We start from the raw sequence: 20957 nt of genomic DNA, 5'->3' as shown, positions 1-20957 counted from the left end.
CCCGCGGCGGTCACGCGTTTACCAGACCAGGTCGTCCGGCACCTGGTACTGCGGGTCCGCGTACGGATCTTCCTCGGCCGGCGCATTCGGATCGACCTTCAGCGCCACCGATGCGGCGAACACCGCCTCGCACTGCGCCAGCACCTCGGCGGTCACCAGCAGGTAGCGGCCATTGAGCTGGACCACACCCAGCTCACCGGCGTTGAGCGCGGTCAGCTGTTCGGCGGTCACATAGATGCGCTTGATCTTGCCGCCGTAGGGGAAGTGGCGGGCAATGTCCGCCGCTTCGGCATTCAGGCCCTTGTCCTTCAGCAGTTCTTCCAGCTTGGTCTTGGCCTCGCGGCGCACACGCGCCTCTTCCTGCTTCAGGCGCTCGGTTTCGATGCGCTCTTCCTTTTCCTTCTGCGCGCGGATGGCGTAGGCCTTGGCCAGGTCCATCTCTTCTGCGCTGCGCGGCTTGCGCGGGCCCTGCTGGCCCGGGCCACGCGACTGGCCGGGCTCGCCCGGGCCGCCATGGCCAGGACCGCGACGCTGGCCGGGCTTGTGCTCGCCCTTGCCAGCGCCCTGCGGCTTTCCATTGCCGTTGCCACCCTTGCCCTGCGGGCGGCCATCACGGCGGGGGCCATCATTCTTGCGCTCTGGCTTGGGCGCAGGCTTGAAGCCCAGGCCCATCAGCTGGTCACGGAGGGTATCGCTCATAGGATTCGGATCAGTAGTGCGGCGGCGGCGGTTCGCTCGCCGGATCGGAAGAATTCAGCGCGTTGCGGACCTTGCCCAGATCTTCCAGCAGCACGCGCAGCACGTCGGCGTTGCGCATGCCCTGCATGCGGGCATCGGCCAGCGCATCGCTCAGTTCGGCCAGCGCCTGTTCCTGGAAGGACACGCGCATTTCCAGTTCGACCAGGCGCGCTTCCAGCGCCTGCTCGCGTTCGGTTGGCAGCAGATCAGACATGCAGCGAGCGCCCCCGGCCAATGCCGTAATACGCCAGGCCCGCTGCTTCCACGTCCGCCGGCTCGTACAGGTTGCGGCCGTCGAACACCACCGCGTCCTTCAACTGCTCGCGCAGCGTCTGGAAATCGGGGCTGCGGAACTGCTTCCACTCGGTCACCACGACCAGTGCATCGGCGCCCTGCAGCGCCTCGCTGGCATTGCTGCAGAACACCAGGTCATCGCGTTCACCGAAGATGCGCTGCGCCTCATGCATCGCTTCCGGATCGTAGGCACGCACCGTCGCACCGCCTTCCCACAGTTGCGCCAGCAGGCGTCGGCTGGAGGCTTCGCGCATGTCGTCGGTGTTTGGCTTGAATGCCAGGCCCCACACGGCAAAGGTCTTGCCACGCACGCCTTCGTCCTCGCCCTTGTCGTAATGGCGCTGGACCAGGGCGAACAGATGGCCCTTCTGCGCATCGTTGACCGCTTCCACGGCGTTCAGCAGTTTAGGCTCCAGGCCGGCCTGCTGCGCGGTGCGGGCCAGCGCCTGCACATCCTTGGGGAAGCACGAGCCACCATAGCCGGCGCCCGGGTAGATGAAATGCCAGCCGATGCGCGGATCCGAGCCGATGCCCTGGCGGACCTGCTCCACATCGGCGCCGACACGTTCGGCGATGTTGGCGATTTCGTTCATGAACGAGATCTTGGTCGCCAGCATCGCGTTGGCGGCGTACTTGGTCAGCTCGGCCGAACGCACGTCCATTTCCACCACGCGGTCGTGGTTGCGGTTGAACGGTGCATACAGGCGCCGCATCACCGCCACCGACTCGGCGCTGGTCGCACCGATGATGATGCGATCCGGACGCATGCAGTCGGCAACGGCGTCGCCTTCCTTCAGGAATTCCGGGTTGGACACCACGTCGAAGGCGATGTCGGCGCCACGTGCCGCCAGCTCTGCGGCAATGGCGGCACGGACCTTGTCGGCGGTGCCCACCGGCACCGTCGACTTGTTGACCACCACGGTCGGCACGCTCATGTGCTGGCCGATGGTGCGGGCCACGGCCAGCACGTACTGCAGATCAGCGCTGCCATCCTCGTCCGGCGGCGTGCCGACGGCGATGAACACGACCTGGCCGTGGCCGATCGCGGCTGCGGCATCGGTGGTGAACGTCAGCCGCGACGCGGCGTGATTGGCCTTCACCATCGGTTCCAGGCCCGGCTCATAGATCGGGATGATGCCCTGGTTGAGGCCATCGACCTTGGCCTGGTCGATATCGACGCAGACCACCTGGTGGCCGACATCGGCCAGGCAGGTACCGGTCACCAGCCCTACGTAACCGGTACCGAAAATCGCAACGCGCATGTCCGTGCTGGCTCCGTGGTCGCTTACGGCAGGACGCCCAGCAGCTCGACGTCGAACGTCAGAGTCGCGTTCGGGCCGATCGGGCCACCCGGGGTGCCGTTCTCACCGTAGGCGAGCTCGCCCGGGATCCAGAAGCGGTACTTCGAACCGACCGGCATCAGCGCGACGCCTTCGGTCCAGCCCTTGATCACCTGGTCCAGGCCGAACTCGGCCGGCTGACGACCATAGGAGCTGTCGAACACGGTGCCGTTGAGCAGCTTGCCTTCGTAGTTCACGCGCACCTTGCTGCTCGGCAGCGGACGCTCGCCGCTGCCCGGGCGGATGACCTGGTACTGCAGGCCCGACGGGGTGGTCACCACGCCCGGCTGGGTCTTGTTCTTGGCCAGGAACGCATTGCCTTCCTCGCGGTTGGTCTGCGCGGCAGCGGCGGCCTTGGCCTGCATTTCGGCCTGCTTGCTGCCCATGAACGCCTGGATGGTGGCGGTCGCGTCAGCTTCCGTCATCTTCGGCTGACCCTTGCTCAGGCCGGTGCTGATCGCGTCAAACAGCGAGGCGACGTCGATGTCGTCCTTCAGCTGTGCCAGCGACGGGCCGACTGAGTAGGAACCGATCATCTGCGACACCTTGACGCGGTCGACCTTCGGCGGCTGCGAACCCGGCGCCATGCCCGGCACCTGCTGCCCGCTGCGGGCCATCACGACCTGACGCAGTGCGGCATCGGTGGCCTTGGCCTGTTCCTGGGTGATCTGCGGCTGCAGGCCTTCGAACGAACGTTCCACGGCGGTGCGCAGCGCGGCCACATCGATCTCATCGGCGATCGGGGTGAACGACTTGGCGACGTCCAGGCCGATGGCGTAGCCGAGCTTCTGCTTGGGGGAATTCAAGGTTGCGGTCTCCTTGGCGGCTGCGGGGGCAGCCGGTTGTTGCGACAGAGCGACACCCGAAGTGCCCATCGCCAGAATCAGAACCGACGCCGCGGCGCCGCGCATTCCCATCTTCATTCGCTGCATTCCTGGAAGTGTCTGGGCGCCGACGTCGGCGCGAAAAGAAGCATTGTCGCACGCATGCCGTCGATGTCGAGGCATCCGTGCCGGATATCAATGCGTAGGAGCGACGGCCAGCGCCTTGTCGATGGCGGCGGTCAGCTGTGGATCGTCCGGCGTCACCTTGCTGGCGAACTGGGCGATGACCTTGCCATCGCGGCCGACCAGATATTTGTGGAAGTTCCAGCCCGGCGCCACGCCGGTGGCTGCGGTCAACCGCTGGTACAGCGGCGTGGCCTCCGCACCGACGACGTGCACCTTCTCGAACATCGGGAACTTGACGCCATAGGTAAGCGTGCAGAAATCCTGGATCTGCTTCTCGTCACCCGGTTCCTGGCCCTTGAAATCGTTGGACGGGAAACCCAGCACGGCAAAGCCGCGGCCGGCATAACGCTTCTGCAGCGCCTCCAGGCCTTCGTACTGGGGGGTATAGCCGCACTTGCTTGCGGTATTGACCACCAGCAGCACCTGCCCGTGGTAGCGCTGCTGCAGGTTGACCTGCTGCTTGCTGGCCAGCGGGCGATAGTCCAGGTCCAGCAGATCGGCCGCCAGCACGTGGGCGGAACCGGCCAGGCCGGCCACCAGCAGGGTCAACAGGGACAGGCCGCGCAGTCGGCGCGGGACAACGGTCGGCAGGGGCATCGAGAGCAGTCCGCGGTAGCCATTCACAGGGCCGGCCGATAGCGGCCGGGAATCGGCCGAACTATAGCACCGGGCTCCGTTGCCCCTTGTTGCGGCGGGCGCCGGCGGCTTTGCGCGGCGTGGCCTTTCCCGGGAGGACCCACCCTCAACGGCGCAGGGATGACATAGCATGGACAACGCTGAATGGAAGGCAGGGCGTGATCGGCCCGCACGACAATTCCGTTTCCCTTTTCAATCAAGGGGATAAGGGGATATTTCAGCGGTTTGACCACCCCTGCCATCAGTTGGGCACGGCAAGGGGTTGCACGTGGGCGTGCCGGTGTTATAGTTGCATACAACACCAGTCACCTGAGACAGGGGGAGCCATGAACGCCCGGATCCGTCGCAACCTCGCCGCACCCGCGGCCGCTGCCGTTTCGACCCTGATCGTGCTGGCCTGGCTGGCCATGCCAACCGCTCCCGCCTCCGCCGACAGTGCGCAGGATGCATCCGTTTCGCCGGCCGGGAACGCCGATCCCTCCCCCTCTCCCCCGCGTCGGCTGCACAGCTCCCTGTCCATGCCGTATTTCTCGTTCGCACAGCCGCTGACCCCACGGAGCTGAATATGAGCGACATCCAGTGGAGCGACGGCGCTCCCATCTACCGTCAGTTGAAGGAGCGCGTGATCGCCATGATGCTCGACGGAATCCTCAAGCCGGGCGATGCCCTGCCTTCGGTGCGCCAGGTGGCCGCCGACTACCAGCTCAACCCCATCACCGTTTCGCGCGCTTACCAGGAACTGGCCGATGAAGGCCTGGTCGAGAAGCGCCGCGGCCTGGGCATGTTCATGACCGAGCAGGCGGCCACGCAGCTGCGCAGCAGCGAGCGCGAGCGCTTTCTCAACGAAGAATGGCCGGCGGTGCTGGAGCGCATCCAGCGCCTGGGCCTGAGCCTCGACGAATTGCTGCCCCAGGGGAAAGTCTGATGAATAGCACCGCAAGTGAACCGGTCATCACCGCCCGAGGCCTGCGCAAGGCCTACAAGACCACCGTGGCCCTCGACAATGCCAGCTTCAGCATTCCGAGCGGGCGCATCGTCGGCCTGATCGGGCCCAACGGCGCCGGCAAGACCACCGCGCTGAAGGCCATCCTCGGCCTGACCTCGGTGGAAGGTGAGTTGAGCGTGCTCGGCCGCGACCCGCGGCAGCACCGCGACGCGCTGATGAACGACATCTGCTTCATTGCCGACGTCGCCGTGCTGCCGCGCTGGCTGAAGGTCCGTGAAGCGATCGATTTCGTCGCCGGTGTCCATCCGCGCTTCGACCGTGCCCGCTGCGAGCGTTTCCTGGCCAACACCAAGCTGCAGCCGAAGCAGCGCGTGCGCGAACTGTCCAAGGGCATGATCGTGCAGCTGCACCTGGCGCTGGTGATGGCCATCGATGCGCGCATCCTGGTGCTGGACGAGCCCACCCTGGGCCTGGACATCCTGTACCGCAAGGAGTTCTACCAGCGCCTGCTGGAAGATTATTTCGACGAACAGAAGACCATCATCGTCACCACCCACCAGGTGGAGGAGATCGAGCACATCCTCAGCGACGTCATGTTCATCCGTGATGGTCGCATCGTGCTCGATGCAGAAATGGACGATGTCGGCCAGCGCTACACCGAGCTTCTGGTCAACGCCGACCAGCTGGAGACCGCGCGTGCGCTGAAGCCGATCGACGAGCGCAGCCTGACGTTCGGCAAGACCGTAATGCTGTTCGACGGTGTGCCGCGCACCCAGCTCTCCACCCTTGGCGAGACCCGCAGCCCGGGCCTGGCCGATCTGTTCGTCGCCATCATGAAGGGGACCTACGCATGACTGCCGTCAACCACCCCGTCAGCCCGATGGGCACCCTGCGCTGGCTGCTCAAGCGCGAGTACTGGGAGAACCGTGGCGGTTTCCTGTATGCGCCGCTGATCGCCGGCCTGATCTCGCTGGTGATGAGCACCGTCGGCATCGCCTTCGGCCTGTTTGCACTGAACCGTGCAGCACGCAACGGCGCACTGCATGTCGACGGCGAGAGCGTGAACATCAACGGCCTGGACCTGGCCCTGCTGACCCGCGACATCAGCGCCAAGGACCTGGCCGACCTCGGCAACGGCCTCGACCTGACCCTGGTGCTCAGCTCGGCCTGGCCGTTCCTGGTGCTGGCCTTCGTGGTGTTCTTCTACTGCCTGGGCGCCCTGTACGACGACCGTCGCGACCGCAGCATCCTGTTCTGGAAGTCGCTGCCGCTGTCGGACACCCAGACCGTGCTGTCCAAGGTGATCAGCGCACTGGTCGTGGCCCCGATGATCGCGGTGATCGCCGGCATCATCACCATGTTCGGCTTCATGCTGGTGATCAGCATCGTCGCGCTGATGCACGGTGGCAGCCCGATGACCCTGATCTGGGGTCCGGCCAGCCCGTTGACCCTGGCCGCCGGTCACCTGGCCTGGATTCCGGTCTACGCCCTGTGGGCCCTGCCCACCGCCGGCTGGCTGCTGCTGTGCTCGGCCTGGGCCCGTACCAAACCGTTCCTGTGGGCGGTGATGCTGCCGCTGTTCGCCGGCGTCATTGTCAGCACCACCAAGGTGATGCCGTTGATCGGCCTGACCACCGGCTGGTTCTGGCAGAACATCGTTGGCCGACTGCTGCTGGGCGGCGTGCCGGGCACCGACCTGGTGTATCGCCTCAGCGCCGAGGAAGGCACGCGTCGCGATCTCGAATCGGTGGTCAGCCTGATGTCGCCGGCCTCGCAGCTGAAGTCGCTGGCGATGCCGGAACTATGGATCGGTGCCGCCGTCGGTGTCGTGTTCATCGTCCTCGCCATCCGCCTGCGCAAGCGCGCCGGCGAGATCTGATTCCATCCGTCCCGGAGGCACCACCCATGCGTTCCCTGCTCGCCTGTTCTGCGTTGTTGCTGTTGCCTCTGTCGGCGCTGGCCGCCGATGCTCCGAACTGCAAGTTCACCGCCGCCCGCACGCTGAAGCTGGATGTGGCCGGCGCCAAGGCGGTGGTGCTGGAGGTGAACCAGCATGACCTGAAGGTCGTCGCCAGCAAGGGCGGTGGCCAGCTCGATGGCCGCGCCTGCGCCTCCAGCCAGGAATGGCTGGACCAGCTGGTACTGGAGCAGCGCAGGGAAGGCGACAAGCTGGTCGTCAGCCTGCGCCGCGACGGCCGCCACAGCGGCATCAGCCTGGGCAACAGCTATGCGTGGCTCGACATCCGCGGCAGCGTGCCCGACAACCTGCCCCTGCAGCTCAAGGTCGGCTCCGGCGATGCCAGCGTGGACAACGCCCAATCGCTCAGCGTGGACGTCGGCTCGGGCGACGCGATCGTTCGCGGCACCCGCGGCAGCATCCACGCAGCGGTGGGTTCGGGTGACCTGGACATCGACGGTGGCGGCTCGCTGAACCTGCTGTCGCTCGGCTCCGGCGACGTCAAGGCGCGCAACATTGGCGGCGATGCGGTCACCGGCACCGTCGGCTCCGGTGACCTGAAGATCAGCGATGTCCGCGGCAACGCCCGGCTGGACACGGTCGGTTCCGGCGACATCGGGTTCAAGCGCGTGCAAGGCAACGTCGAGGTCGGCGTGGTCGGCTCGGGCGATGTCGATCTGTCCGACATCGGCGGCAACGTGCACGTGCGCAGCCATGGTTCGGGTGACATCCAGGTCGACGGCGTGCGCGGCAGCCTGACCGTCGACCACAGCGGCAGCGGCGATGTCGGCCACCGCAACGTCGGCGGCACGGTCACCCTGCCCCGCAACAAGTAGCCGCCACCGGACCAATTCGAGGGAGTTGCCATGAACCTGCTGCGCCTGCTGCCTGCCACCCTGCTGTGCCTGCCGCTGATCGCCTGCGGCGGCACTTCTTCCACGCCCGACAAGACCGTCGGCAAAAGCGTCGCCGAAGCCACCAGCGGCGTCGGCCAGACCGTCAAGGAGGCCATGGTTGATGCCCGGAAGGACATTACCCAGGGCAACATCAACATCTCCGCCGACAAGCAGCCGCGTGCGGAGATCACGCCGGATGGCCACCTGCTGATCGACGGCAAGGACGTGCCGGCCAACGAGGCCCAGCGACAGCGGTTGCTGGAGTACCGCGGCCACGTCGTCGCCATTGCGATGGACGGCATGGATGTCGGCCTGGCCGGCGCCAAGCTCGGCGCCAGCGCTGCCGGAGAGGCACTGAAGGGCATCTTCAGCGGCGACAGCGAAGGCATCGAGAAGCGGATCAATGCCGAGGCCGAGAAGATCGAAGCCCAGGCCAAGCGCATCTGCAACCGCTTGCCGGCGATGCTGGCCAGCCAGCAGGCACTGGCGCGCGAGCTGCCGGCGTTCAAGCCCTACGCAACGATGGACCAGAGTGACGTCGACGACTGCGGCAAGGACACCGTGGTCCAACGCTAGGCCTGTGACAGATCAGCGCACCCGGCCGGCAGCGGCGCCCCGCTGCCGGCCGTCGTGCGCCGGCCGGCTTACAATGGCGGCCCCGGAGGCCCCCGAACCGAATGCCATGAAGAAGTTGTTCCTGCTGCTGGCCGCCCTGCTCTGCCTGGGCCTGGTCGGCTGTGACAAGGATTACCGCAACCACCGCGCCGAGCGCGGCAAGCCAAAGATCTCCGTCAGCGAAGGCATGGTCACTGTGCGTCGCCCGCCGGCGCCGAACATCATCATCCTCGGCGATGGTTCGATGAAGGTGGACGAGATCCAGATTCCGCTGGACGAGGCACAGAAGCAGATGCTGCAGACCATGTTCGGCAAGCTGCAGGTGCTGCGCCAGAACACCCTGGTCGCCGCCCCGGCCGATCCCAACATGCAGCCGGTGAAGATCCAGCCGCCGGAAGGCATGGAAGTGATCCCGGCCGACCTGGTCCAGCGCATCCCCGAGTTCAAGGACTACACCGACACCTTCGGCAACATCGTCGCCGACCGTCGCTGAAAAAACGCCGCCCCTGGGCGGCGTTTCCTCTTGTAGAACCGAGCCCATGCTCGGCCCAGGTCCAGGAAGCAACCGAGCATGGGCTCGGCCCTACGACCGGCAGATCAACCGCCGCCGCCACCGCCCCCCGCGTGGATGCCACCGGCAGTCAGTGCGGCCGGGTCCAGCAGGCGGCGCAGCTCGGCTTCATCCAGGCCGCTGTCCTCCAGCGCGACATCCAGCACCGGACGCTGCTCCTTGTAGGCACGCTTGGCAATCGCCGCCGCCTTCTCGTAGCCGATGATCGGGTTCAGCGCGGTGACCAGGATCGGGTTGCGCGCCAATGCTTCGGCAACGCGATCCTCACGCACCTTCAGCCCGGCAATCGCGCTGTCGGCCAGCAGGCGCGACACATTGGCCAGCAGGCCAATGCCATCCAGCAGGTTCACCGCGATCAGCGGCAGGGTGACATTGAGCTGGAAGTTGCCGGTCTGCCCGGCCACGGTGATCGCGGTGTGGTGGCCGATCACCTGCGCGCAGGCCATCACCGTCGCTTCCGGAATCACCGGGTTGACCTTGCCCGGCATGATCGAGCTGCCCGGCTGCAGCGCCGGCAGTTCGATCTCGCCCAGCCCGGCCAGCGGACCGGCGTTCATCCAGCGAAGATCGTTGGCGATCTTGATCAGCGCCACCGCCAGTGCATTGAGCTGGCCCGACAGTTCCACCGCGTCATCCTGCGCGGCCAGGCCCTCGAACTTGTTCTCGGCGCTGTCGAACTTGAACCCGGTCTGCTGCTTCAACGCCTTGGCCACCTGCGCGCCGAAGCGCGGGTCGGCATTGATGCCGGTACCGATGGCGGTGCCGCCCAGCGGCAGCCGGCGCACACGCTTGAGGCTGTCTTCGATGCGTTCCTGTGCCGAGGCCAGCTGTGCCGACCATGCGCCGAACTCCTGCTCGAAGGTCAGCGGCATCGCATCCATCAGGTGCGTGCGGCCGGTCTTGACCACCTTGCGCAGGCTGCGGCCCTTCTTGTCGAGGGTCTTGCGCAGGTGCACCAGCGCCGGCAGCAGCTGCTCATGTGCCGCCAGTACCGCCGATACGCGCAACGCGGTCGGGATCACGTCATTGGAGCTCTGCCCCTGGTTGACGTGGTCATTGGGGTGCACCGCGGTCTTGCCCGCCTTGCCGGCACGGTTGGCCAGGGTGGCGATGACCTCGTTGGCATTCATGTTCGAGGACGTGCCAGAACCGGTCTGGTAGACGTCGATCGGGAACTGCGCGTCCCAGGTGCCGGCGGCCACTTCGGCGGCAGCGGTCTGGATGGCCTTGGCCACGTTCTTGGGCAGATGGCCCAGCTCGGCGTTGACGCCAGCGGCAGCGCCCTTGACCAGGCCCAGGGCACGGATGAAACCGCGCGGCATGCGCTGGCCCGACACCGGGAAATTCTGCACGGCACGCTGGGTCTGCGCGCCCCACAGGGCGTCGGCAGGCACCTGCAGCTCGCCCATGCTGTCGTGTTCGATTCTGAAACCCTTGCTTGCAGCTCTGCTCATTGCATCAACTCCGCACTACTTCAGTTGGGGAAAGGGAAGCGGCGGCTGGCAGGGTGTCGCTTCCCGGGCTGGCGGCTGCGCCAACGATACTCCCTTGCCCGCAGCGTGGGATGACGAGGACGGGCCAGATCGTTCCGTCCGCAGGGCCGTGTTGTAGAGCCGAGCCCATGCTCGGCTGCCCGCGGGGCGCCGGATTCTCCGAAGCAGCCGAGCGTGGGCTCGGCTCTACAGGGCACGCCCCGCCGGCACGTCGTAGAATATCGGCCCCGCCGCTCGTCCCAGCCCTGCCGACATGTCCGATTCCGCCCTGCTCGCCCTGTCCCCGCTCGATGGCCGCTATGCCGGCAAGGTCGACGCCCTGCGCCCGATCTTCTCCGAGTACGGCCTGATCAAGGCCCGCATCACGGTCGAGGTGGAATGGCTGCTGGCCCTGGCCGCCGAGCCGGGCATCGTCGAACTGGCTCCGTTCTCCGACGCTGCCATCGCCCGCCTGCGCGCGCTGGCCGCCAGCTTCAGCCCGGCCCAGGCCGCGCGCGTGAAGGAGATCGAGCGCACCACCAACCATGACGTCAAGGCGGTGGAGTACTTCATCAAGGAACAGCTGAAGGACGACGCCGAGCTGGCCCCGGCGCTGGAATTCGTGCATTTCGCCTGCACCAGCGAAGACATCAACAACCTCAGCTACGGCCTGATGCTGGAACAGGCGCGCCGCGAGGTGCTGTTGCCGACCCTGGACGGCATCGCCAGCACCCTGCGCACCCTGGCCCACGCCGAGGCTGGCCAGCCGATGCTGTCGCGCACCCACGGCCAGACCGCCTCGCCGACCACCCTGGGCAAGGAGCTGGCCAACGTGGTCGCGCGCCTGGAGCGCCAGCGCCGGCAGATTGCCGCGGTCGAACTGACCGGCAAGATCAACGGCGCGGTGGGCAACTACAACGCCCACATCGCCAGCTACCCGGACGTGGACTGGCCAGCCTTCGCCGAGCGCTTCGTGACCGGCCTGGGCCTGGTGTTCAACCCGTACACCACGCAGATCGAGCCGCACGACAACATCGCCGAGATCGGTGATGCCGCACGCCGCGCCAACATCATCCTGATCGACCTGGCCCGTGACATCTGGGGCTACGTTTCGCTGGGCTACTTCAAGCAGCGCCTGAAGGAAGGCGAAGTTGGTTCGTCGACGATGCCGCACAAGGTCAACCCGATCGATTTCGAGAATGCGGAAGGCAACTTCGGCATCGCCAACGCGCTGTTCGAGCACTTCAGCGCGAAGCTGCCGATCAGCCGCTGGCAGCGTGACCTGACCGATTCCACCGTGCTGCGTGCGCTGGGCACCGCGTTCGGCCACAGCCAGGTGGCACTGGATTCGCTGGCCAAGGGCCTGGGCAAGCTGGAAGTGAACCCGCAGCGCCTGGATGCCGATCTGGACGCGGCCTGGGAAGTGCTGGCCGAGGCCGTGCAGACGGTGATGCGCCGCCACGGCCTGCCGAACCCGTACGAGCAGCTGAAGGCGCTGACCCGCGGCCAGGGCATCACCGCCGAGTCGATGCGTGCGTTCGTGCAGGGGCTGGAGCTGCCGACGGATGCGAAGCAGCGCCTGCTGGAGATGACCCCGGGCAGCTACACCGGCCTGGCTGAGTCGCTGGCGAAGAAGATTTAAGGGGATTCCTTTGCGGCGGCGGCCGCGGGCGCTGCCTGCGGCAGGCAACGGCAACGGCAACGGCAATAGCAACGTCAAGAGCGGCTCTGGATTGCTGCTAGCTGGGTGGGGCGGGAGGGGCCAGCGGGACACGCCGTGAACCCATCCATGGGGGCTCGATGGCGCCATCCATGGCGCCAACGGTCCCGCTGGCCCCTCCCGCCCCACCTCTGGCAGATTCCCGGTGACGGATCGAAGAGCATTGGGTTGTCGGGACGGAATTTGAAAGAGGGACGCGGCTTCGCCGCGTCCGTCTTTGTTTGAGGGTCTTTTGTAGAGCCGAGCCCGTGCTCGGCTGCTTTTGGGCGTGGGCAACAGCAAGCCGAGCGTGGGCTCGGCTCTACAAGGGCATGAGCAAGCGCAGCGCGCGACCCGCTGTTGCCTTTGATCTTCTTCTTCCATTCCGTGGCGGGCCGCGCAGGAAACTGTCAGGGGCCGGGCGGGTGGGCTGCGCGGGGGTGTCCGCCGCATGGATGCGGCGGCCAAGCTTACAGGGACGTACTTGCAGCGTCCCCCGCGCAGCCCACCCGCCCGGCCAAACCCGGCTTTTGCTTTCAGCGACCAACCCAGACCCCGCCACGAGGGGCTCCGCCGTTGGCCGGACACCCCGCGACAAACCACCGCACGTGCGCAATCCCGACGAACGGCGGACAATGGAACCCTTGGCGGCTCGCCACGCCGCCCCTCCCGCTTTCCGCTGCAAGGATTCCCCCATGGCCGCCCGCAAGTCCTCCGCCCCCCTGATCGAAGTCACCGCCCGCCCTGGCCAGCCGCTCGGCATGGCGCCGGCCACCTTCCTGCGCGACTTCTGGCAGAAGCGCCCGCTGCTGATCCGCAATGCCTTCCCGGATTTCCAGACCCCGGTACAGCCGGAAGACCTGGCCGGGCTGGCCTGCGAGGAAGGTGTGCTGGCGCGCCTGATCGAGCACGACAAGGCCCAGGACGGCTGGCGCGTGCGCACCGGCCCGTTCCAGGAAGACGTGTTCCCCGCCCTGCCCGACCACGACTGGACCCTGCTGGTGCAGGACGTGGACAAGTGGGACCCGGACGTGCGCGCCCTGATCGAGCACTTCAGCTTCCTGCCGCGCTGGCGCATGGATGACGTGATGATCAGCTTCGCCGCCACCGGCGGCTCGGTCGGCGCCCATGTCGACCAGTACGACGTGTTCCTGCTGCAGGCCCACGGCCACCGTCGCTGGCAGATCGATGCGAGCGAATCGATCAAGGGCAGGCAGCCGCCGCTGGGCTTCCGCCCGGACGTGGAGCTGAAACTGCTGAAGGTGTTCAAGCCCACCCACGACTGGGTGCTGGCGCCGGGCGACATGCTGTACCTGCCGCCGAACGTGCCGCACCACGGCGTCGCCGAAGACCCCTGCCTGACCTTCTCGTTCGGCATGCGTGCGCCGTCTTCTGCCGAGCTGATCAGCGACTATCTGGACACCCTGATCGCCGATGCCGATGAGAACATCCGCTACCAGGATGTCGACCTGAAGGTGCCGGCCGACCCGAACGAAATCGACACGGTGGCGATGGCGCGGGTGATCGCCGCCCTCAACGCCATCCGCATGAACGACCCGGACAAGCTGGGTGACTGGTTCGGCCGCTTCATCACCACCTACCGCGCCGCCGGCGAAGTGATGGCCCACCAGGCTGCGCCGGCCGCGGAGCAAGTGGTCGAAGCGCTGGCCTCGGGCATGCTGCTGCAGCGCCACCCGTGGGCCCGCCTGGCCTGGCGCCGGGCCAAGCGTGGCGCCAGCCTGTATGTCAGCGGCCAGGACTTCGCGCTGCCGGTGAAGGACGCGCAGCGACTGGCCGGCGCCGAGCAGCTCGACGCCGCCGCCTATCGCGGCCTGTCCGACAAGGGCCGTGCCGTGGTCCAGCAGCTGCTGGTCGGGGGTGTGTTCCAGCTGATCGACCCGAATGAGGTGTACGAGGCCGAAGACGAGGAAGACAGCGAGGATGCCGTGGTGCTCGGCGAGGTCGTCGAAGGCCGCGACCGCGTCGAGGCGATCGACGCCGACGCGGTGTCCGACGATGTCCACTCCGTGACCGTGCACGACGACGGTATCGAGGTCATCGTCAACTTCGAGGACGACGACGAAGACGACAGCACCGGCCGGGCCTGAGCCATCGTCATGATCCGGGTCCAGCAGGTCAGCCACGCCGACGCCCACGTTGCCATCCACGACGTGCGCCAACGCGTGTTCGTGCAGGAACAGGGCATCGCCGCCGAGCTGGAACGCGATGCGCTGGACCCGGTCAGTGCCCATGTGCTGGCACTGGACAGTGACGACCAGCCGGTCGGCACCGGCCGGCTGGCTCCGGACGGCCGCATCGGCCGCATGGCCGTGCTGGCCACCCATCGCAGCAACGGGGTCGGCGAGGCCCTGCTGGCTGCACTGGTCGAGGCCGGGCGCCGGCTCGGCTTGGCCGAACTGCACCTGCACGCCCAGCTGCCCGCGCGCGATTTCTATGCACGCCAGGGCTTCCTGCCCGAGGGCGAGGTGTTCGAGGAAGCCGGCATCGGACACCAGCAGATGCGCCGCCGGCTGGGCGTGGCCAGCGCCATCGACAGCCGCGCCGAGGCGGTGGCGATCACCACGGCCATCATCCACCGCGCCCGTCGCCAGCTGTGGCTGCACAGCCGCCAACTGGACCCGGGGCTGCTCGACGCGCCCCCGGTACAGTCCGCCCTGCGCCGCTTCGTCACCGCCCGCCACGACAAGCAGCTGCGGGTGATCGTGCACGACGCCGCCGCGATCGCGTCTGCCGGGTCGCCGCTGCTGGCGCTGGCCCAGCGCCTGCCCAGCGTGATCCAGTTCCGCGAGGTCAGCGATCCGGTCGACCGCGCGCTGGCCTCGGCCTGCCTGCTCAACGATGCGGGCGACTTCTACTTTCGTCTGATCGGCCATCGCCTCGACGGCGAGGCCGGCATCGCGCTGCCAGCACGTTCGCAGCCGTTCGAGCAGCAATTGCAGCGTGTCTGGGACCGTTCGCGCGTCTGCAGCGAACTGCGTGCGCTCGGCATCTGAGTCGGCACAGCCGACCGAACCTGTCTGGAACCGGCACCGGCGGACGCGGGATACCTGTGGTGGTGCCCCTTCGTGTCCGGTTGGGGGTACAATTTGGCTGTTTGAACGCGCCCGCGCAGGGCTATTCATCTTCCTGCCGGGTCCTTCTGAAGCCATACCCCACAAAGCGAATCAACACCCTCCATCGTGGACAATCAACTGAAGCAGTTTGCGCAATCTTCGCAACTCGCCGGCGGCAACGCCTCCTATGTCGAGGACCTGTACGAGCAGTACCTGGTCTCCCCGGATAGTGTCGATCCCAAATGGAAAACCTACTTCGACGGCTTCAAGGGCCGCGAAGCAGGTGACATTCCGCACTCGGCCGTCATCTCCCACATTGCGGACGCGGCCAAGGATGCGCTGAAGGCCGGTACCGGTAACGGTGCAGGCGACGAGCGCGAGCGCAATGTCGGTCGTCTGATCACCGCCTACCGTTCGCGCGGCCACCTGGACGCCCGCCTCGATCCGCTGGGCCTGGCCGCACCGGTCAACACCCCGGATCTGGGCCTGCCGTTCCACAGCCTGTCCGATGCCGACCTCAACAGCGAGTTCAGCACTGGCGGCGTCGGCGGCCAGCCGCGCATGAAGCTGCGCGACCTGCTGGCACGCCTGAAGGCGACCTACACCGGCTCGATCGGTGCGGAGTTCATGCACATCTCCGAGGTCGAGCAGCGCCAGTGGATCTACAAGAAGCTGGAAGCGGCCGGTGGCAACTACCAGCTGGACGCTGACACCCAGCGCCGCACCCTGGAGCGCCTGACTGCGGCCGAAGGCCTGGAGCGCTACCTGCACACCAAGTACGTCGGCCAGAAGCGGTTCTCGCTGGAAGGCGGCGATTCGCTGATCCCGATGATGGACACCATCATCCGCAACGCCGGCAAGGATGGCGTCAAGGATGTGGTGATCGGCATGGCCCACCGTGGCCGCCTGAACGTGCTGGTCAACACCCTGGGCAAGAACCCGCGCAAGCTGTTCGACGAGTTCGAAGGCAAGTTCGAGCACGACGAGCACGCCTCGGCCGGCGACGTGAAGTACCACATGGGCTTCTCCGCCGACGTCGCCACCGATGGCGGCCCGGTGCACCTGGCGCTGGCGTTCAACCCGTCGCACCTGGAAATCGCCGACCCGGTTGTGGCCGGTTCCGTGCGCTCGCGCCAGGAGCGCCGCAAGGACACGGCGCGCAAGCAGGTCATGCCGATCCTGATCCACGGCGACGCGGCCTTCTCCGGCCAGGGCGTGGTCATGGAACTGTTCCAGATGTCGCAGGCCCGCGGCTTCGCCGTCGGCGGCACCGTGCACATCGTGGTCAACAACCAGGTCGGCTTCACCACCTCCAACCCGCTGGATACGCGTTCCACGCGCTATGCCACCGACGTGGCGAAGATGATCGCCGCGCCGGTGCTGCACGTGAACGGCGATGACCCGGAAGCAGTGGTGTTCGCCGCACAGCTGGCCTTCGAGTTCCGCCAGACGTTCGCCAAGGACGTGGTCATCGACCTGATGTGCTACCGCCGCTGGGGCCACAACGAGGCCGACGAACCGGCGATCACCCAGCCGCTGATGTACCAGGTGATCCGCAAGCACCCGACCACCCGCGAGATGTACGCCGAGCAGCTGGAAAAGGCGGGCGTGATCGCCGCCGGCGCCGGCAAGGCGATGGTCGATGCCTACCGCGAGAAGCTGGACGCCGGTGAAGTGACCACCGAGCTGGCCAAGGTCGAGAAGACCCCGCCGAGCAGCCCGCTGTTCGTCGATTGGCCGAAGCTGCTGGAAGGCAAGCTGTCCGACCCGGTCTCGACCAAGGTCGAGAAGAACAAGCTGGTCGAGCTGGCCAAGCTGATCAACACCATTCCCGATGAAGTGCAGCTGCACTCGCGCGTGGCCAAGGTCTATGACGACCGCCGCAAGATGGCCGCCGGCGAGATCCCGGGCGACTGGGGCTTTGCCGAGAACCTGGCCTACGCCACCCTGCTCGACGAAGGCCATGCACTGCGCCTGGTCGGCCAGGACGTGGGCCGCGGTACGTTCACGCATCGCCACGCGATCCTGCACGACCAGAAGACCGACAACTACTACATGCCGCTGCGGCAGCTGGTGGATTCGCCGGAGAAGGCCACCGTCATCGATTCGCTGCTGAGCGAAGAAGCGGTGATGGCCTACGAGTACGGCTTCTCCACCACCGATCCGAACACGCTGTGCATCTGGGAAGGCCAGTTCGGCGACTTCGCCAACGGTGCCCAGGTGGTGATCGACCAGTTCATCGCCGCCGGTGAAGCCAAGTGGGGCCGCATTTCCGGCCTGACCCTGCTGCTGCCGCATGGCTATGAAGGGCAAGGCCCGGAACACAGCTCGGCGCGCCTGGAGCGCTTCCTGCAGCTGTGCGCGCTGGAGAACATGCTGGTGGTCGTGCCGTCGACCCCGGCCCAGGCCTTCCACATGCTGCGTCGCCAGCTGCACATGACCACCCGCAAGCCGCTGGTGGTGATGTCGCCGAAGTCGCTGCTGCGCCACAAGCTGGCCGTGTCGACCCTGGACGAGCTGGCCAACGGCGAGTTCCAGCACCTGATCGGCGACGCCAACGCAGACGCCAAGAAGGTCAAGCGCGTGGTGCTGTGCTCGGGCAAGGTCTATTACGACCTGCTGGAGGACCAGATCAAGCGTGGCCAGGACGACGTGGCGATCATCCGCGTGGAGCAGCTGTATCCGTTCCCGCGTGCGCTGCTGGCGGCCGAGCTGAAGAAGTACGGCAAGGCCACCGACGTGGTGTGGACGCAGGAAGAACCGCAGAACCAGGGCGCGTGGTACCAGATCCGCCACCATCTGCAGTTCTGCCTGGCCGATGGCCAGAACCTGCACTACGCCGGTCGCGCACGTTCGGCCTCGCCGGCTGCCGGTCACATGGCTGACCACGTCCGCGAGCAGCAGCAGCTGATCGCCGACGCACTGGTCAACCCGTTCAACGACACGTTCGCTGAATAATCCTCCCCCTATTTAGAAGACAAACCAGGAAGCTCCCGCAATGGCCACCGAAGTCAAAGCCCCGGTACTGCCCGAATCCGTCGCCGACGGCACCATCGCCACCTGGCACAAGAAGGTGGGCGACGCCGTCAAGCGCGACGAAAACCTGCTTGACCTGGAAACCGACAAGGTCGTCCTGGAAGTGCCGTCGCCGGTCGACGGCGTGCTGAAGGAAATCAAGTTCGCCGAAGGCTCGACCGTGACCTCCAGCCAGGTCGTGGCGATCATCGAGGAAGGCGCCGTTGCAGCTGCTCCGGCACCGACCGCCGAGGCCGCTCCGGCCGCCGCCGCTCCGGCTCCGGCCGCTGCCGCTGCGCCGGCCCCGGCCGCCAAGTCGGCCGCCGATGCGCTGCCGCCGGGCGCCCGCTTCACCGCCATCACTGAAGGCGTGAACCCGGCCGATGTCGACGGCACCGGCCGTCGCGGCGCGGTCACCAAGGAAGACATCGTCAACTTCGCCCGCAACGGCGGCGCCGGCAAGGCCGGTGGCGCACGCCCGGAAGAGCGCGTGCCGATGACCCGCATCCGCAAGCGCATCGCCGAGCGCCTGATGGAGTCGAAGAACTCCACCGCGATGCTGACCACCTTCAACGAAGTCGACCTGTCCAAGGTGTCGGCGGCGCGCAAGGAACTGCAGGACGAGTTCGTCAAGGCACACGGCATCAAGCTGGGCTTCATGAGCTTCTTCGTGAAGGCCGCCGCCAACGCGCTGCAGCGCTTCCCGCTGGTCAACGCCTCGATCGACGGCGACGACATCATCTATCACGGCTACTCGGACATCTCGATCGCCGTCTCGACCGAGAAGGGCCTGGTCACGCCGGTGCTGCGCAACGTCGAGCGCATGTCGTTCGCCGACATCGAGAAGACCATCGCCGACTACGCCAAGAAGGCCCGTGACGGCAAGCTGGGCCTGGAAGAACTGCAGGGCGGCACCTTCACCGTGACCAACGGCGGCACCTTCGGTTCGCTGCTGTCGACCCCGATCATCAACCCGCCGCAGAGCGCCATCCTGGGCATGCACGCCATCAAGGAGCGTCCGATCGCCCAGAACGGCCAGGTCGTGATCGCGCCGATGATGTACCTGGCGCTGTCCTACGACCACCGCATCATCGACGGCAAGGACTCGGTGCAGTTCCTGGTGGACATCAAGAACCAGCTGGAAAACCCGGGCCGCATGCTGTTCGGCCTGTAAGACACCTCCCGCCCCTCCGCGCCTGCGCGGAGGGGTTCTGGTAATGCATCAAGGAATAATTCAATGGCTGAACAATTCGACGTCGTCGTCATCGGTGCCGGCCCGGCCGGTTACCACGCTGCCATCCGCGCGGCCCAGCTGGGCCTGAAGACCGCCTGCATCGATGCAGCGCTGGGCAAGGACGGCAAGCCGGCCCTCGGCGGCACCTGCCTGCGCGTGGGCTGCATCCCGTCCAAGGCGCTGCTGGATTCCTCGCGCCAGTTCTGGAACATGGGCCACATCTTTGGCGACCACGGCATCAGCTTCAAGGATGCCAAGATCGACGTCGAGGCGATGGTTGGCCGCAAGGACAAGATCGTCAAGCAGTTCACCGGCGGCATCGGCATGCTGTTCAAGGCCAACAAGGTCGCCGCCTACTACGGCTTCGGTGAACTGCAGCCGGGCAACGTGGTCAAGGTCACCCAGCATGACGGTTCCATCGTCGAGCTGAAGGGCACCAACGTCATCATCGCGGCCGGTTCGGATTCGATCGAACTGCCGTTCGCCAAGTTCGACGGCGAGACCATCGTCGACAACGTTGGCGGCCTGGACTTCACCGAAGTGCCGAACCGCCTGGCCGTGATCGGCGCCGGCGTGATCGGCCTGGAACTGGGCAGCGTGTGGAAGCGCCTGGGCGCTGAAGTCACCATCCTGGAAGCCATGCCGGAGTTCCTGGCGGCTGCCGATGCCGAAGTGGCCAAGGCGGCTGCCAAGGAATTCAAGAAGCAGGGCCTGGACATCAAGCTCAATGCCAAGGTCTCCAAGACCGAGATCACCGGCAAGGGCAAGAAGAAGGAAGTCATCGTCACCTACACCGACGCGGAAGGCGAAAAGACCCTGACCGTGGACAAGCTGCTGGTGGCCGTTGGCCGTCGCGCCGCCACCAAGGGCCTGCTGGCCGAAGGCACCGGCGTCAAGATCAACGAGCGCGGCCAGATCGAAGTCGATGCGCACTGCCACACCGGCGTCAACGGTGTGTGGGCAGTCGGCGACTGCGTGCGCGGCCCGATGCTGGCGCACAAGGGCTTCGAGGAAGGCATCGCGGTGGCTGAGCTGATCGCCGGCCTGCCGGGCCACGTCAACTTCGACACCATCCCGTGGGTCATCTACACCGAACCGGAACTGGCCTGGGTCGGCAAGACCGAAGCGCAGCTGAAGGCCGAAGGCATTCCGTACAAGGCCGGCAGCTTCCCGTTCGCCGCCAACGGCCGTGCCGTGGCGATGATCGAGCCGGCAGGCTTCGTGAAGATCCTGGCCCATGCCGAAACCGATCGCATCCTCGGCATGCACCTGGTCGGCGCCAACGTCTCCGAGCTGGTGCACGAAGGCGTGCTGACCATGGAGTTCAGCGGTTCGGCCGATGACCTGGCCCGCATCTGCCACGCCCACCCGTCGCTGTCGGAAGTGGTCCACGACGCGGCGATGGCGGTCAGCAAGCGCGCCATCCACAAGGCGAACTGATCGGCATCATGGTAGGTGCC

Annotated in this window: 19 protein-coding genes; 13 read left to right on the top strand and 6 right to left on the bottom strand. The window is 66.6% G+C overall.

From position 1 onward, the window contains the following. Positions 1 to 18: 18 nt before the first annotated feature. From AC5P56_RS07115 to AC5P56_RS07095, 5 genes are all read right to left on the bottom strand, one after another. On the bottom strand, positions 19 to 699 hold the full coding sequence (locus AC5P56_RS07115) for a DUF2058 domain-containing protein (protein WP_495231511.1): 681 nt from the start codon (positions 697 to 699) through the stop codon (positions 19 to 21). Between the two features lie 10 nt (positions 700 to 709). Then, on the bottom strand, positions 710 to 952 hold the full coding sequence (locus AC5P56_RS07110; RefSeq protein WP_005410256.1) for a SlyX family protein: 243 nt from the start codon (positions 950 to 952) through the stop codon (positions 710 to 712). Beyond that, positions 945 to 2294, bottom strand: a complete 1350-nt coding sequence (locus tag AC5P56_RS07105) for a UDP-glucose dehydrogenase family protein (RefSeq protein WP_014647687.1) — start codon at positions 2292 to 2294, stop codon at positions 945 to 947. Before AC5P56_RS07105 ends, AC5P56_RS07110 begins: the two co-directional genes overlap by 8 nt. A gap of 23 nt (positions 2295 to 2317) precedes the next feature. Next, entirely contained in the window at positions 2318 to 3295 is a 978-nt protein-coding gene (locus tag AC5P56_RS07100; protein WP_032962085.1) for an FKBP-type peptidyl-prolyl cis-trans isomerase, read from the bottom strand. Positions 3296 to 3391: 96 nt separating this feature from the next. Beyond that, positions 3392 to 3979 (bottom strand): glutathione peroxidase, encoded by a 588-nt coding sequence (locus AC5P56_RS07095; protein WP_014647689.1) that lies wholly within the window; start codon positions 3977 to 3979, stop codon positions 3392 to 3394. A gap of 365 nt (positions 3980 to 4344) precedes the next feature. Here AC5P56_RS07095 and AC5P56_RS07090 point away from each other — a divergent pair, with 365 nt between their 5' ends. The 7 genes from AC5P56_RS07090 to AC5P56_RS07060 all read left to right on the top strand — a co-directional run bounded on the left by AC5P56_RS07090 (position 4345) and on the right by AC5P56_RS07060 (position 8925). Beyond that, positions 4345 to 4581, top strand: a complete 237-nt coding sequence (locus AC5P56_RS07090; RefSeq protein WP_111207022.1) for a hypothetical protein — start codon at positions 4345 to 4347, stop codon at positions 4579 to 4581. Between the two features lie 2 nt (positions 4582 to 4583). Continuing rightward, complete coding sequence (locus AC5P56_RS07085; protein ID WP_005410261.1) at positions 4584 to 4943, top strand: GntR family transcriptional regulator; 360 nt, start codon at positions 4584 to 4586, stop codon at positions 4941 to 4943. Continuing rightward, positions 4943 to 5818, top strand: a complete 876-nt coding sequence (locus tag AC5P56_RS07080; protein WP_014647691.1) for an ABC transporter ATP-binding protein — start codon at positions 4943 to 4945, stop codon at positions 5816 to 5818. Before AC5P56_RS07085 ends, AC5P56_RS07080 begins: the two co-directional genes overlap by 1 nt. After that, positions 5815 to 6843 carry an ABC-2 transporter permease gene (locus AC5P56_RS07075; RefSeq protein WP_014647692.1) on the top strand — a complete coding sequence of 343 codons (1029 nt, stop codon included), beginning with the start codon at positions 5815 to 5817 and terminating at the stop codon, positions 6841 to 6843. Before AC5P56_RS07080 ends, AC5P56_RS07075 begins: the two co-directional genes overlap by 4 nt. Before the next feature lie 26 nt (positions 6844 to 6869). Further along, entirely contained in the window at positions 6870 to 7757 is an 888-nt protein-coding gene (locus tag AC5P56_RS07070; RefSeq protein ID WP_014647693.1) for a GIN domain-containing protein, read from the top strand. A gap of 30 nt (positions 7758 to 7787) precedes the next feature. Further along, positions 7788 to 8393, top strand: a complete 606-nt coding sequence (locus AC5P56_RS07065; protein ID WP_049442450.1) for a YggN family protein — start codon at positions 7788 to 7790, stop codon at positions 8391 to 8393. Positions 8394 to 8499: 106 nt separating this feature from the next. Next, complete coding sequence (locus AC5P56_RS07060) at positions 8500 to 8925, top strand: hypothetical protein (protein ID WP_014647695.1); 426 nt, start codon at positions 8500 to 8502, stop codon at positions 8923 to 8925. A 104-nt stretch (positions 8926 to 9029) separates the two neighbouring features. On the opposite strand, the gene AC5P56_RS07055 is transcribed toward AC5P56_RS07060, so the two are convergent. Then, complete coding sequence (locus tag AC5P56_RS07055) at positions 9030 to 10457, bottom strand: class II fumarate hydratase (protein ID WP_032962093.1); 1428 nt, start codon at positions 10455 to 10457, stop codon at positions 9030 to 9032. Between the two features lie 292 nt (positions 10458 to 10749). On the opposite strand from AC5P56_RS07055, the gene purB reads away from it, so the two are divergent. From purB to lpdA, 6 genes are all read left to right on the top strand, one after another. After that, positions 10750 to 12117 carry an adenylosuccinate lyase gene (gene purB, locus AC5P56_RS07050; RefSeq protein WP_111207021.1) on the top strand — a complete coding sequence of 456 codons (1368 nt, stop codon included), beginning with the start codon at positions 10750 to 10752 and terminating at the stop codon, positions 12115 to 12117. Positions 12118 to 12869: 752 nt separating this feature from the next. Further along, positions 12870 to 14282, top strand: a complete 1413-nt coding sequence (locus tag AC5P56_RS07045) for a ribosomal protein uL16 3-hydroxylase (RefSeq protein WP_495231510.1) — start codon at positions 12870 to 12872, stop codon at positions 14280 to 14282. A 9-nt stretch (positions 14283 to 14291) separates the two neighbouring features. Then, on the top strand, positions 14292 to 15188 hold the full coding sequence (locus tag AC5P56_RS07040; RefSeq protein ID WP_069118377.1) for a GNAT family N-acetyltransferase: 897 nt from the start codon (positions 14292 to 14294) through the stop codon (positions 15186 to 15188). Between the two features lie 186 nt (positions 15189 to 15374). Then, positions 15375 to 18206 (top strand): 2-oxoglutarate dehydrogenase E1 component, encoded by a 2832-nt coding sequence (locus tag AC5P56_RS07035; protein ID WP_014647701.1) that lies wholly within the window; start codon positions 15375 to 15377, stop codon positions 18204 to 18206. Positions 18207 to 18246: 40 nt separating this feature from the next. Then, positions 18247 to 19437: a dihydrolipoyllysine-residue succinyltransferase gene (gene sucB / locus AC5P56_RS07030; RefSeq protein WP_180835898.1), complete on the top strand. Its 1191-nt coding sequence runs from the start codon at positions 18247 to 18249 to the stop codon at positions 19435 to 19437. Positions 19438 to 19500: 63 nt separating this feature from the next. Next, positions 19501 to 20937, top strand: coding sequence for a dihydrolipoyl dehydrogenase (gene lpdA, locus AC5P56_RS07025; protein ID WP_014647703.1), 1437 nt, complete (start codon positions 19501 to 19503; stop codon positions 20935 to 20937). Positions 20938 to 20957 lie beyond the last annotated feature (20 nt).

It is taken from the genome of Stenotrophomonas sp. YJH_SMC_131 (genome assembly GCF_059367975.1).
Note: the sequence above shows the minus strand (reverse complement) of the source record. Positions and strands in the feature narration are given on the sequence as shown.

Coding starts and splice junctions, on each gene's coding strand:
- AC5P56_RS07070 (WP_014647693.1), top strand. CDS start 6,870: ATGCGTTCCCTGCTCGCCTGTTCTGCGTTGTTGCTGTTGCCTCTGTCG.
- AC5P56_RS07085 (WP_005410261.1), top strand. CDS start 4,584: ATGAGCGACATCCAGTGGAGCGACGGCGCTCCCATCTACCGTCAGTTG.
- lpdA (WP_014647703.1), top strand. CDS start 19,501: ATGGCTGAACAATTCGACGTCGTCGTCATCGGTGCCGGCCCGGCCGGT.
- sucB (WP_180835898.1), top strand. CDS start 18,247: ATGGCCACCGAAGTCAAAGCCCCGGTACTGCCCGAATCCGTCGCCGAC.
- purB (WP_111207021.1), top strand. CDS start 10,750: ATGTCCGATTCCGCCCTGCTCGCCCTGTCCCCGCTCGATGGCCGCTAT.
- AC5P56_RS07065 (WP_049442450.1), top strand. CDS start 7,788: ATGAACCTGCTGCGCCTGCTGCCTGCCACCCTGCTGTGCCTGCCGCTG.
- AC5P56_RS07060 (WP_014647695.1), top strand. CDS start 8,500: ATGAAGAAGTTGTTCCTGCTGCTGGCCGCCCTGCTCTGCCTGGGCCTG.
- AC5P56_RS07040 (WP_069118377.1), top strand. CDS start 14,292: ATGATCCGGGTCCAGCAGGTCAGCCACGCCGACGCCCACGTTGCCATC.
- AC5P56_RS07090 (WP_111207022.1), top strand. CDS start 4,345: ATGAACGCCCGGATCCGTCGCAACCTCGCCGCACCCGCGGCCGCTGCC.
- AC5P56_RS07100 (WP_032962085.1), bottom strand. CDS start 3,295: ATGAAGATGGGAATGCGCGGCGCCGCGGCGTCGGTTCTGATTCTGGCG.
- AC5P56_RS07055 (WP_032962093.1), bottom strand. CDS start 10,457: ATGAGCAGAGCTGCAAGCAAGGGTTTCAGAATCGAACACGACAGCATG.
- AC5P56_RS07105 (WP_014647687.1), bottom strand. CDS start 2,294: ATGCGCGTTGCGATTTTCGGTACCGGTTACGTAGGGCTGGTGACCGGT.
- AC5P56_RS07115 (WP_495231511.1), bottom strand. CDS start 699: ATGAGCGATACCCTCCGTGACCAGCTGATGGGCCTGGGCTTCAAGCCT.
- AC5P56_RS07080 (WP_014647691.1), top strand. CDS start 4,943: ATGAATAGCACCGCAAGTGAACCGGTCATCACCGCCCGAGGCCTGCGC.
- AC5P56_RS07075 (WP_014647692.1), top strand. CDS start 5,815: ATGACTGCCGTCAACCACCCCGTCAGCCCGATGGGCACCCTGCGCTGG.
- AC5P56_RS07095 (WP_014647689.1), bottom strand. CDS start 3,979: ATGCCCCTGCCGACCGTTGTCCCGCGCCGACTGCGCGGCCTGTCCCTG.
- AC5P56_RS07110 (WP_005410256.1), bottom strand. CDS start 952: ATGTCTGATCTGCTGCCAACCGAACGCGAGCAGGCGCTGGAAGCGCGC.
- AC5P56_RS07045 (WP_495231510.1), top strand. CDS start 12,870: ATGGCCGCCCGCAAGTCCTCCGCCCCCCTGATCGAAGTCACCGCCCGC.